At 47.8% G+C, this 12,473-nt stretch carries 10 protein-coding genes and 1 tRNA gene; 7 read left to right on the plus strand and 4 right to left on the minus strand.

Annotated features, from left to right (window positions below; all coding sequences use genetic code 11):
- The first annotated feature begins 28 nt into the window (after nucleotides 1–28).
- The gene (locus tag FHW36_RS17275; RefSeq protein ID WP_145670826.1) at nucleotides 29–1,339 is read left to right on the plus strand and encodes a Gfo/Idh/MocA family protein; all 1,311 of its coding nucleotides are present in this window, start codon (nucleotides 29–31) and stop codon (nucleotides 1,337–1,339) included.
- 49 nt (nucleotides 1,340–1,388) lie between these two features.
- Nucleotides 1,389–2,126 carry a 3-keto-disaccharide hydrolase gene (locus FHW36_RS17280; RefSeq protein ID WP_145670827.1) on the plus strand — a complete coding sequence of 246 codons (738 nt, stop codon included), beginning with the start codon at nucleotides 1,389–1,391 and terminating at the stop codon, nucleotides 2,124–2,126.
- A 65-nt stretch (nucleotides 2,127–2,191) separates the two neighbouring features.
- Here FHW36_RS17280 and FHW36_RS17285 read toward each other — a convergent pair whose 3' ends face one another.
- Both FHW36_RS17285 and FHW36_RS17290 read right to left on the minus strand, forming a co-directional pair.
- Entirely contained in the window at nucleotides 2,192–2,677 is a 486-nt protein-coding gene (locus FHW36_RS17285; RefSeq protein ID WP_145670828.1) for a GNAT family N-acetyltransferase, read from the minus strand.
- 455 nt (nucleotides 2,678–3,132) lie between these two features.
- A tRNA-Cys gene (locus tag FHW36_RS17290) sits at nucleotides 3,133–3,203 on the minus strand.
- Nucleotides 3,204–3,407: 204 nt separating this feature from the next.
- On the opposite strand from FHW36_RS17290, the gene FHW36_RS17295 reads away from it, so the two are divergent.
- From FHW36_RS17295 to FHW36_RS17305, 3 genes are all read left to right on the plus strand, one after another.
- The gene (locus FHW36_RS17295) at nucleotides 3,408–4,289 is read left to right on the plus strand and encodes a nucleoside phosphorylase (protein WP_145670829.1); all 882 of its coding nucleotides are present in this window, start codon (nucleotides 3,408–3,410) and stop codon (nucleotides 4,287–4,289) included.
- 38 nt (nucleotides 4,290–4,327) lie between these two features.
- On the plus strand, nucleotides 4,328–5,113 hold the full coding sequence (gene dapF / locus FHW36_RS17300; RefSeq protein ID WP_145670830.1) for a diaminopimelate epimerase: 786 nt from the start codon (nucleotides 4,328–4,330) through the stop codon (nucleotides 5,111–5,113).
- A gap of 115 nt (nucleotides 5,114–5,228) precedes the next feature.
- Nucleotides 5,229–6,407 (plus strand): TDP-N-acetylfucosamine:lipid II N-acetylfucosaminyltransferase, encoded by a 1,179-nt coding sequence (locus tag FHW36_RS17305; RefSeq protein WP_145670831.1) that lies wholly within the window; start codon nucleotides 5,229–5,231, stop codon nucleotides 6,405–6,407.
- Nucleotides 6,408–6,416: 9 nt separating this feature from the next.
- On the opposite strand, the gene FHW36_RS17310 is transcribed toward FHW36_RS17305, so the two are convergent.
- Nucleotides 6,417–7,904 (minus strand): polysaccharide biosynthesis C-terminal domain-containing protein, encoded by a 1,488-nt coding sequence (locus tag FHW36_RS17310; RefSeq protein ID WP_145670832.1) that lies wholly within the window; start codon nucleotides 7,902–7,904, stop codon nucleotides 6,417–6,419.
- A gap of 87 nt (nucleotides 7,905–7,991) precedes the next feature.
- On the opposite strand from FHW36_RS17310, the gene FHW36_RS17315 reads away from it, so the two are divergent.
- Nucleotides 7,992–8,930, plus strand: a complete 939-nt coding sequence (locus tag FHW36_RS17315; protein ID WP_145670833.1) for a magnesium transporter CorA family protein — start codon at nucleotides 7,992–7,994, stop codon at nucleotides 8,928–8,930.
- A gap of 18 nt (nucleotides 8,931–8,948) precedes the next feature.
- On the plus strand, nucleotides 8,949–9,401 hold the full coding sequence (locus tag FHW36_RS17320) for an NUDIX domain-containing protein (protein WP_145670834.1): 453 nt from the start codon (nucleotides 8,949–8,951) through the stop codon (nucleotides 9,399–9,401).
- A 16-nt stretch (nucleotides 9,402–9,417) separates the two neighbouring features.
- Here the strand turns inward: FHW36_RS17320 and FHW36_RS17325 are convergent, their stop codons facing one another.
- Nucleotides 9,418–10,224 (minus strand): queuosine precursor transporter, encoded by an 807-nt coding sequence (locus FHW36_RS17325; RefSeq protein WP_145670835.1) that lies wholly within the window; start codon nucleotides 10,222–10,224, stop codon nucleotides 9,418–9,420.
- Between the last annotated feature and the right edge of the window lie 2,249 nt (nucleotides 10,225–12,473).

Raw genomic sequence — 12,473 nt, forward strand, 5'->3', positions numbered from 1 at the left:
TTAACAATTCCACAAAACGTTTTATTACATGAACAATTCCCGTAGACACTTTATTAAGTCCGCCTCCACGTTGATAGCGGGCGCCGGGCTGGTATCCGCCCTTCCATCTACCCTGAAAGCGGCGGTAGCGCCGAGCGACCGGCTCAACGTGGCCGCTATAGGCATTAATGGCATGGGCTGGGCCGACCTTACCTCTATGCTGAAAAATCCCGCGGCGCAATGTGTGGCCCTTTGCGATGTAGATCAAAACGTGCTGGACAAACGCGTAGCAGAGCTGGCGCAAAAAGGCATTAAAGTAAAAGCGTATTCCGACTATCGTAAGCTGCTGGAAGACAAAAGCATTGACGCCGTAGTCATTGGTACCCCAGACCACTGGCATTGCCTGCAAATGACCGACGCCTGCGCCGCTGGCAAAGATGTATATGTAGAAAAGCCAATGGGCAACTCCATCATTGAATGCCGCTCTATGGTGGCTGCCCAGCAAAAATATAACCGTGCCGTACAGGTAGGGCAATGGCAACGCAGTCAACAGCACTTCAAAGATGCCATTGAGTTTGTACATTCCGGCAAGCTGGGTCAAATACGCCTGGTGAAAGCCTGGGCCTATATGGGCTGGATGAAATCTATCCCTGTTAAGCCCGACGGCACGCCGCCTCCAGGTGTAGATTACAAAGCCTGGCTGGGCCCTGCTACTACCCGCCCTTTCAATGAAAACCGCTTCCACTTTAACTTCCGCTGGTACTGGGATTATGCAGGTGGCCTGATGACCGACTGGGGCGTACACCTCCTGGATTATGCCCTGCTGGGCATGCAATCGGCCGCACCTAAATCTGTGATGGCCGCCGGTGGTAAATTCGCGTATCCCGATGACGCCGCAGAAACACCAGATACGCTTACTACCGTATATGAGTTCGACGGTTACAACATTCAGTGGGAGCAGGCTATCGGCATTGATGGCGGCCCTTACGGACGTGATCATGGTATCGCCTTCATCGGTAACAACGGCACGCTGGTATTAGACCGGGGTGGTTGGGAAGTGATTCCGGAGAAAGGAAAAATGGAGGCCGTGCCCAGGCAAAAATCTGTAGACAATGGCCTCGACATGCACACCACCAATTTCATAGAAGTGATAAAATCACGCAACTTTACGGACCTGCATGCCCCGGTACAGGTAGGCGCGCTGGTAGCCACCACGGCGCAAATGGGTAATATCGCCTATCGCACCGGCAAGAAAGTATACTGGGATGCCGCCGATGGTAAATTTACTGACCGCGATGCCAACAAACTGCTGGCAGCTGCTTACCACAACGGGTACAAACTACCTAACATAAAAGCATAAACGAAAATAACCTTACCTGTTCATCTCTCTGAAAAAATAAAAGCATCATATGCGCACCTTATTATTCGCCGCCTGCACCCTGCTGTCGGCAACCGCCCTGGCACAAAACAACGGGCAGATGAAACCCGAAGAAACAGAAGTATGGGAACCTGTTCCAAAGGTAATTACTCCTGGTAATGAAACCCTGACACCGCCTTCCGACGCCATTATCCTGTTTAATGGCAAAAATCTCGATAACTGGGAAGCCGAAAAAGGTGGTCCGGCCCAATGGGAAGTGAAAAATGATATCATGACGGTAGTAAAAGGTACCGGCGTGATTAAAACCAAACAACAGTTTGAAGATTTTCAACTGCATATCGAATGGCGTACCCCGGCAGAAGTAAAGGGAGAAAGCCAGGGCCGCGGCAACAGCGGTATTTTTATGCAGGAATATTATGAACTGCAGGTATTGGATAACTACAACAACCGCACTTATTCCAATGGACAAGCGGGCAGCTTCTACAAACAAAGAATTCCGCTGGTAAATGCCTGTAAAAAGCCGGGCGAATGGCAAACGTACGATGTGATCTGGACCGCACCCCGGTTCAATGAAGATGGATCGGTGAAATCGCGCGCCAGGGCTACCGTATTGCAAAACGGCGTATTGGTACAGAATAATGTGGAATTGGATGGCCCAACGCAGTATATCGGCAAGCCTTCTTATGTAAAGCATGGCCCTAAGTCCCTTGCCTTGCAAGATCATGGTAACCCGGTAAGCTACCGTAATATCTGGATCAGATCATTATAAACATAAAATAACCAGCTTTTGGCAGAAACGTTGATACCGCCTGCCAAAAGCTGGTTTCATACGGCTCAATGCGTTACAGGCTCTATATTCAGCGATAAATATACCGCATCACTGATAGGATTATCGTAATAAGCCGCTATCGGCTCAAATCCGAGAGAAGTATATAAATCAATGGCCGGGCGCATATGTGCCAGGGTATCCAGCAAAATACGCTTGTAACCCAGCTTCCGGCTCTCCTCGATGGCTGCACTGGCCAGCAGTTTACCTACGCCATGTCCTTTATAGGCATCTTTTACAAAAAGACGTTTCATTTCTGCAATGCTGTTATCAAACGGCCGCACTGCCACACAACCCGCCAGTTGTCCATCTACCAACGCAAGAAACAATGCCCCCTGGGGCGCTACATACACTCCTGGCAAATTGGCCAGTTCTTCTTCAAATCGCTGAAAACTAAGGTCAACATTTAACCAATTGGCATATTCGCGGAAAAGTAGCTTCACCTGGGCCAGGTGCTGGGTATCTTCGGCGGTTACTTTAATAATCTCTGTCATAACCCCTTCTTTTAAATGGTACATAAAACGCAAGAAGCCTTCTGCATGCAGAAGGCTTCTTGCTTGTATTATTCATGGGAAACTTACTTTTTAGTAGCAGTATTCCCTATATCATCTTATGATCAATTACGCGGTGTAATGTAATTTATTAATCATGGATAAATATCATGCCTTCTGTAATCATCGTCCCTCAATGCGGGGGATGCAATATAACCTTTTACATCGACATTTACATCACTCTTAAAATAAATCTTTATTAATACTGAAACTGGCTGGCAGTAAGGGCTTGGAAGAGCGAGCAGGGCTCGCAAAGAGAAGAAGGAGTAAAGCAGCAAAGAATTTTATACCCTCGTGAAGAGGGTATGTTTTAACAAAATGCCTTTGCTATTTAGCTCCTTTACATGAGCTTTTTGCGCAAAAAAAAGAGCTGCATCGCTGCAGCTCTTTCAGATTCGAGGTTCGAAGCGGATTCGAACCGCTGTACGAGGTTTTGCAGACCTCTGCCTAGCCACTCGGCCACCGAACCATCTTATCAAAATGTTCGCCGTAACTCCCCCACTGGCGTACATCTCATTCGTTTTGTGGGATTGCAAAAGTAGTGAATTTCTGATAACTGCCAAATATTATTTAAAAAATATCTAAAAAATATTTTGATAATAAGGGAGAACGGTGGAATATTGAGGCGGAAAACCTGGAAACATGACTTATGAAAAAATAAAAAATTAGTACCATGGATAATCAACGTATCGCCGAATCAGAGCTGATCATCAACAACCGCGGAGCCATATATCACCTCGATGTAAGACCGGATGAACTGGCTGATACCATCATCACTGTAGGCGACCCGGATCGGGTAGGATCTGTCAGCAAACACTTCGATAAAATAGAAGGTAAATTCCAACACCGCGAATTCGTTACCCATACCGGGTACATCGGTCATAAACGTATCTCTGTAGTATCTACCGGCATCGGTACTGATAATATCGACATTGTACTCAATGAACTGGATGCTTTAGTGAATATTGATTTCAATACCCGGCTGGTAAAACCAGACCTTACTTCCCTGAAGATCATACGCCTGGGCACTTCCGGCGCACTGCAGGAAAGCATCCCGGTAGACAGCTTCGTGGTTTCTTCTCACGGGTTAGGCCTGGATAATCTCATGCCTTATTACGCCTTTGAAAATACTACGGCAGAAAAACAACTGCTGGAAGCCTTCCGCGGACAGGTATTCCTGCAGCCAGGCGGCGCCAGTCCCTGCCTCTTTGAAGCCTCCGCAGCACTGCACCCTCATTTCAGAGATGGTTTTCATACAGGCATCACCGTTACCTGCCCCGGCTTTTACGCACCACAAGGACGCGCTTTGAGAGGCACGCTCGCTAATCCAAACCTGATCGACAACCTCACCGGGTTCTCGTACGAATCGCACCGCATCACCAACTTTGAAATGGAAACCTCCGGTATTTACGGCATGGGACGCGTACTGGGCCACCAATGCCTGTCTATCAGCGCCATTGTAGCCAACCGTATCCGCAAAGAGTTCAGCAAAGACGGAGGCGCCGCTGTAGCCGCACTGATCGAAAAAGGATTGGGTATTATCGCCACCCTCTAAGAGGGCACACACATCGCTTATTTTTTTATCTTTGTTCCATGAACAATATCCACTTCTATAAATACCAGGGAACCGGCAATGATTTCGTGATCATGGACAACCGGAACGGACAGTACGACTGGCTTACAGACGAACAGGTGAATGAACTCTGCGACCGCCGCTTCGGCATCGGCGCAGATGGATTAATGCTGCTCAACAAAAGTGAAGACTACGATTTTGCCATGAAATACTACAATGCCGACGGTCGCGAAAGCAGCATGTGCGGCAACGGAGGCCGCTGCCTCGTGGCCTTCGCGCACAAAATGGGCGTTGGCGACGGTAACCTCTATTTCATTGCGGTAGACGGCGAACATGAAGCCACCATGGACGGCGATAGCTGGGTAAACCTGAAAATGCAAAACGTGGATGATGTAGAACATGGTCCACTTTACTACTATCTCAACACCGGCTCCCCACACTTTGTAAAATTTGTGGAAGATGTACAGGCGGTAGATGTATTCAATGAAGGACGCGCAATCCGCTACAACGACCGCTTTGCGGCCGTAGGCACCAACGTCAACTTCGTACAGCCATTCGAATCCGGCATTTTTGTACGCACCTATGAAAGAGGTGTGGAAGATGAAACCTATTCCTGTGGCACCGGTGTAACTGCTGCCGCTCTCACTTTTGCAGGTAAGGAAGAAAAAGAATACGTGGTGCCCGTACAAACATTGGGCGGTCAACTGGAAGTACGCTTCACCAAAACCGGCGAACGCACTTTCGATAACATCTGGCTCTGTGGCCCCGCTACACTGGTGTTTGAAGGCGATATCACCGTAAAATAAAAACTAACCATCCGTTTCTACCCCACCTGGTAGCGTGGGGCAGAAACGGCTACTCTCCCACTACCCGGACGCTGTTTACACCAGGCACCTATCCAAAGACTATAAACCAGGCAGCATGAATTACCATATAATGGCCGATGACAAATTCATCAATGATTTTATCAGGGATGCAGAAGCAGTGGCCCCCGGCAACAATACCTATATCATCAATACCACCAAAGCCAAAGCCACCTTTATCAAATCCGACCAGGTAACTTACCTGCCTTTTTATACACCGGCCTTTAAAGCGCTGCTGAAGAAAATTTCTGCGCAGGACCGCCTTTTTATTCACTGGGCCTCCGAAGAAGCCATACAGGCGGCCTTATCTCTCCCCACAAACATTACTATCGGTATGTTTTTCTGGGGTGGCGATATCGTGGAAATACCAGCTTTCCGCTTTAAACACAGCGTATACGGCCCTATGAGTCTCCGGTACTTTGAGCAGTATGAAGAACGCCCCAAGCTGAAGCTGAATCCCATGCGGCCTAAAAGGGCGCTCACTTCCTTTGCCCAGCGCTTCTTCAACTACAAAGCACCCGACCGGAAAGTAGCCCGTACCCGCGACCTGTTCTTTAAACGGCTCAACCTCTTCCTGCACTGGAATCCCATCGATTTTGAATGGGTACAGCGGCATTATACCACCCATGCAACCTACAAGTACTTCTTTTACGATGTAAATCCGCATCCGGGCGAAGATGAGCTGGCCATCATGAACGCTCCTAAAGAAGAAAAGGTAACCACCATCCTGCTGGGCAACTCAGATACCTCCACCAACAACCACCTCGAAGCACTACACGCATTGGCCAGGTACAAAGACGAGCCCATTAAACTGGTGATCCCGCTCAGCTATGGCTATCAGCAATATGGCGATGTGATTGAAAAAGAAGCTATCCGGCTCTTTGGACACGAGAAAGTAATGGCTTTGCGTACTTTCCTGAACCGGGAACAATACTTCAAAATGCTGGCCCAGGTAGATATTGCGGTCATGTATCATTTCCGCACCCAGGCCGCCGGCAATGTGATTGCCCTGCTGCACCGGGGTAAAAAGGTGTTCATTCACAGTAACAGCACCCTGTATCAATTGCTGCAACAACATCACGCAGCCGTTTTTGATGCCAAAGCCATTGACCACCTGGATTTTAAAGACTTCAGTACCCTGCTCGATAAAAATGATGTACAGGAAAATATCCGCATTACAGAAGCACTCTTCAACAAACCAAAGAAGTTTGCGGTGCTGGCAGAAGTACTGGGATAGCTTTCAGCTTTATTGCTTCCTTCTCAACTTATGAATGGTTTCGTTCACCGTACTGTTCACGTCGTCGGATACACGAAGTACCAATGTCAGTCCTATAAATATGGCGGCAAACAAAGCGCCTTTAACGGCTATATCGATAATGGGATGGATAATAAACGGTATCCAGGTAACGCCGAAATAGGCCACCAGTGATACGCCGATCGCTTTTACACTGTTGACCGTAAAAGGTTGTAATCCAAATTTTGCCCAGATAAAAACATAACGGATCAGGTTAAATACCGCCATTGAAATCAGCGTAGCAAACCCGGAACCTATCAATCCGTAGTGGTTAATCAGGTAAAAGTTGAGCGGCAGTGATAACGCCAGCAACACGGCGGAGCTATATAAATCATATCGCCATAGCCTGGAGGTAGCCAGTAACTGACTATTCAGCCCTGTGCCCATATCTATTACCCGGGAAATGCCATAGCAAAGCACTACATATTTTGCTTTCGCAAATTCGGGAGGTAACAGTTTGAAAAAGCTGTCGATATTCAGCCAGATGGCCAGGAAAATGAACAAGGCGTAAATTAATTGCAACAGGGAAGATTTCACATACACTTCTTCTATCTTACTCATATTCTTTTCTTTCCAGGCCTGCGCCAGCACCGGCAGTCCGATAGCGGAAATGCTGCGCTGCGGGATCAGTATCAGCATCGACATGTAGGTAGCAATCGTTTGATAGGCCACATCGTCCAGCCCCTTCGTGCTTCCCAGGATCAGTGGCGCTACATTGTTGGCCAGCAGGTTGAACAGGATAGCTCCCAGCAGGGAAAATGCGTAGATGGACATTTTGGGCAGCAAACGGCGGCTTACGGTACTTACCCGGAACGTAAAATGCAGGAAATGATGCCGGTAAAGATACACCAGCAGCGCCACCAGCAATACCCCATACAGCAGTGAAAACAACCACAGGAAAGTGGTAATATCCATCAACTTGAAATAATACAGGAAGATCAGCAAAGTAGTCAGGAGCCGCAGTACCAGCTCTTTCAGGAAATTAGGAAATACCGTCAGGTGCCTTGCCCCGCTATAGCTTTCCAACACCGCAAAAAATGCAAATAGGAAAACGTTGGGATAAACGAGATAGAAATAGTCGACAAACAGCGGCGACTTCTCAATAAAAGCGTTAATGATCTGCTGCCGGAAGAATAGTGTACCCAGGGAAAATATGCCGCACCCCACCAGGGTGGCCAACATGGCCCAGGTTAACATATCATTATCTTTATCCTTCAGGCGGCTGGAATAATAAGGGAAAAACCGGCTGATGGTAGGCACGGTACTCAAGGTACAAATGGGTACCAGCATCATGGCAATTTCAGGCAAAAGCCGCGTCAATGCAAACTCTTCATTGGAAAAGAAATGGGGAAACAGGAAAACAATATTAATACCACCAATGGCAAACCCAATATAAATCAACAAGGTGGACCTGATACTCTGTTGCTTGATTACTCCCATTTATATAAATATATTTATCTTTTTCCTGATGTGCAATATTACGCCAATTGCTAACAGGATTCAACATTTTAACTACCTTTGCGCCCGATGATCCAGTATTTCACAAATATAGACTCCAAAACCGTTGAAATTAAACAGCCCGAAAACGGGGCCTGGGTAAATATAACCCCTCCCCTCAAACAGGCTGAATTTGAACAACTGTCCGAGGAACTGGACATTCCGCTCGACTTCCTCACAGACTCCCTGGATATCGATGAAAAATCGAGGTTCGAACTGGAAGACAATGTAAAGCTCATTGTACTGAAAACGCCTACCGAAAACAACTCGATCAATGAAAGTGACGCCTTTTATATCACCATTCCTATCGTGATCATATTGACGCACCACCAGATCATTACCGTGAATTCTTTCGACAATACCGCCATCAAAAAATTCCTGAATACCTTCCATAACCGCTCCCCGGAGAAAAGGAATATGATGGTGCTGAAAATATTCGAAAAGGTGGTTATCAATTTCCTCGACTACCTCAAGGAAATCAACCAGCGGAGGAATATGCTGGAGGCCAAACTCTACGACTCTAACCGGAACGAGGAATTGCTGGGTATTATGCGTATCCAGAAAAGCCTGGTGTACTTCGTAACGGCCCTGCGCAGTAATGAGTTGCTGCTGATGAAGCTGGAGCGCACCAATTTCCTGGGGCTCAACGAAGACGAGAAGGAATTCCTGCAAGACCTCATCGTAGACACTTCCCAGGCGTTGGAAATGGCCAATGTATACACCAATATCCTCAGCAGTACGATGGATGCCTTTGCCAGCATCATCTCCAACAACCTCAACGTGGTGATGAAACGGCTGACCTCCATCACCATCATTCTCACCTTCCCTATGCTGGTAGCCAGTATATACGGGATGAACGTAGATATTCCCTATCAGCATACTATGCATGCCTTCTATATCCCGGTCATTCTGTCCATCGCTATTTCGGTAGTGATCAGCTGGTATTTTATGAAGAAGAAATGGTTTTAGCCTAATTTATACAACAACATGCAAACAGGATTTAACGTAAGAGTATATGGCATCATGATCAATGATCAACGTCAGGTACTGGTGAGTGATGAATATATCCGTGGCGGTTATTATACCAAATTCCCCGGCGGAGGACTCGAATTCGGAGAAGGCACCCTGGAGTGCATTGTCCGGGAATGGCAGGAAGAGCTGAACCAGGACGTGAAAGTGGTGGAACATATTTATACCACGGACTTCTTCCAGATTTCTGCCTTCGATAACGAAACCCAGATCATCTCTATTTATTACCTGGTGACTCCTACCTCCCCCTTTATTGCCAGTGTAAGCAACAAACCTTTCGACTTCACCGTGCCGGAAGGCGTATCAGAGGTAGAACGCGCCCGCTGGATCGACTGGGACGAGTTTTCTTCGGCAGCGGTTACCCTCCCCATAGATAAGGTGGTAGCGGACCTGGTGAAGGGGAAGTATTAGAAAGCAGCTTTCAGCTCTATTCACTCACCACCGGATCAACAAAAGGATGTTCCTTGCCCATGGCTGCTGCCTTCATTTGTTTGGCAACATCATGTCCCAGGAAACGTTCTATCCGGTGTTCCAGTAAATAGATCAGCGGCGTGAGCACAATGGCTATCACAAATTTATAGCTGTAGTTAACCATACAAATAGCCAGCACCCGCTGCCAGCTCCAGTTATTACCGAGCTTAAAGGCGATATACAATACAATAAAGCTATCTACCAACTGCGACACAATCGTAGAGCCGGTAGCCCTTAGCCACACGTGCTTATCACCCGTCCGTTTCTTAATGCGATGAAACACTGTTACGTCCACGATCTGGCTCACCAGGAAGGCCGTTAAGCTACCCAGTATAATCCACATGCCCTGTCCGAAGATACCCACAAAGGCCGACTGCATATTAGGTACTCCATCGGCGGCTTTGCTGCCCAGCCACCAGCCATCGGCCGGCACGCTCATGGCCACGAAAAACATGATAAAGGCATAGGAAATGAGCCCCACGGCGATATAGGAGATCCTGCGCACCGCTTTGGGTCCGAAATATTCGTTCACAATATCTGTCATTACAAATTCCAGCGGCCATAACAATACCCCTGCCGTAAGCGTATAAGACAGGCCGCTCTCGCCAAAGAGCGTAAAGGTATGTACAGGCAATCCCAATAACTTCTCCAGGGAAAATAATTTACCGCCAATACATTCTGCAATAAGCGCATTGGCCACGAAAAAGCTGGTAAATATGACAAAAAGCTTGGTGGGCTTGTCGTTTAATAGGTTCCGGATCATTTAATAATTAACTATGAGTTGAAATATAAAGATGGCAATGTTGCACAAATATACCCACGGAGGCAATGTCTTCCATTGTATTTTTTTTAACAATAACAACACCGCGGTGAGTATACATAAGATCCCATTCAGCGGAAAGGCAATGCCTACACCCAATACCAGCACATGATTCACCAAAGTATCCAGCGAATGGCTATACGTAGTGATACGGAGGATTTCACTGATCAGAAAGCACAGATTGCATATAAAAGCAAATTTTAAAAGAAACCGTATCCAGTGCATATTGAAATTTCGGATAAATTACAGTTATTTTTGTTTCTTTAAAACTAAATCCAAAATATCCGATGAAGCAAAACTGGCTAAAAGCCGTTCTTCCGCATCTCGCGGCAATAGGGATCTTCCTGTTGCTGGCCATGGCATATTGCGCTCCTGCCCTGGAGGGTAAAGTAGTAAACCAGGCCGACATGAAGAATGTAGAGGGAATGGCGAAAGAGGCAAAGGACTACTATGAAGCAACCGGTGACCGTCCGTTGTGGACGAACAGCATGTTCTCTGGCATGCCTTCCTATGTGATCTATACTGGTCCGGGTACCAACAAAATGGGGTACATGAACTGGATTATCACCCTGAAGACGCCCTTCCCTATTAACATGCTGTTCCTCGCCATGCTGAGCATGTACCTGCTGCTCTGTGTGCTGGACCTCAAGTACTGGATCCGCGTCATGGGCGCCATTGCTTTTGCGTTTTGCTCGTACAACGTGATTATCATTGATGTAGGCCATATCACCAAAATGTTCGACATCGCCCTGATGCCTGCCGTACTGGCGGGTATCATCCTTACCTACCGGGGCCGCCTGCTCACAGGAGCCGCATTAACCGCCCTGGCTACCGGTATGCTGATCTATAATAACCACCTCCAGATTATCTATTATACCTTGATCATGGTAGCCTGCCTGGCGGTGGGCGCGTTTGTACACGCCTTTAAAACCCAGCAGCTGCCACAGTTTTTCAAAGCATCCGGACTACTGGCCATCGCCGGCGCACTGGCCATCCTTACCTCTATGGATAGCCTGATGATCCTGCGGGAATATACCGACTATACCATGCGTGGCAGCAAATCAGAGCTGACGCTCGATAAGGACGATGCCGCACAGAAAAAGTCTACCGGCCTGGATATCGACTACGCTTACGACTGGAGCTATGGTAAAGCCGAAACAGGCACTTTCCTCATCCCTGGTTATGTAGGTAACTCCTCTGCCCAAAAACTCAGTCCCAGCTCCCACTTCGGCGAGCAAATGGTGAGCCTTGGCGTACCGGCTGCACAGGTAGACCAGTTCCTGTCTCAACAAAAATTACCGATGTACTACGGCGCCCAAAGTAAAGGTACTTCCGGACCGGTATATGTGGGCGCCATTATCTGCTTCCTGTTCGTATTATCGTTACTGTTAGTAGACAGCTGGCATAAGTGGTGGCTCATTGCTGTTACCGCTATCGGCTTTATACTGGCCTGGGGTAAAAACCTGGCCTTTATCAACGACTTCCTGTTTTATCATCTTCCCCTGTACAATAAATTCCGTGCTCCCGCACAAGCGCTGGTACTGCCTTCGCTCACATTTGTAGTACTGGGCTGCTGGGGATTGCAGGAAGTAGCTGCCGGGAAATATACCAAAACAGTGCTGCTGCAAAAACTGAAACAGGCTTTGCTGATCACTGGTGGATTCCTGCTGGGCTTTGTATTGATCACCAACTTCTTCACCGGTTTCAGCAGTGCCAGCGATGCCAGCATGCTGCAATATTTTGCACAGATGATGGGGGGCGAAGAAAATGGAAAACTCCTGATCCGCGCCCTGGAAAAAGACCGCAGCAGCCTGCTCTTACAAGATACCCTGCGCTCTGCCATCTTCATCCTGATCGCTGCCGCCGCCATCTGGGCTTACCTGAAAGATAAGATGACCTGGAAAGTTTCGGCCATCGTTATTACCGCTGCCGTAACCATCGACCTGCTGCAGGTAGACAAGAACTATCTCAACAGCGACAGCTTCGTAGATGACCTGAGCTTTATGCAGGCACTGCAACCATCGCCCGCAGACCAGCAGATTAAACAGGATCCAGATCCCTACTATCGCGTGTTCAACGTAACCACGGCGCCTTTCGATGATGCCTCTCCTTCCTACTTCCACAAAAATATTGGCGGTTACAGCCCGGCTAAATTGTGGCTCTACCAGGATTTGATCACGCACCAGATTGCG

It is taken from the genome of Chitinophaga polysaccharea, assembly GCF_007829335.1.
Classification (GTDB): Bacteria; Bacteroidota; Bacteroidia; order Chitinophagales; family Chitinophagaceae; genus Chitinophaga; species Chitinophaga polysaccharea_B.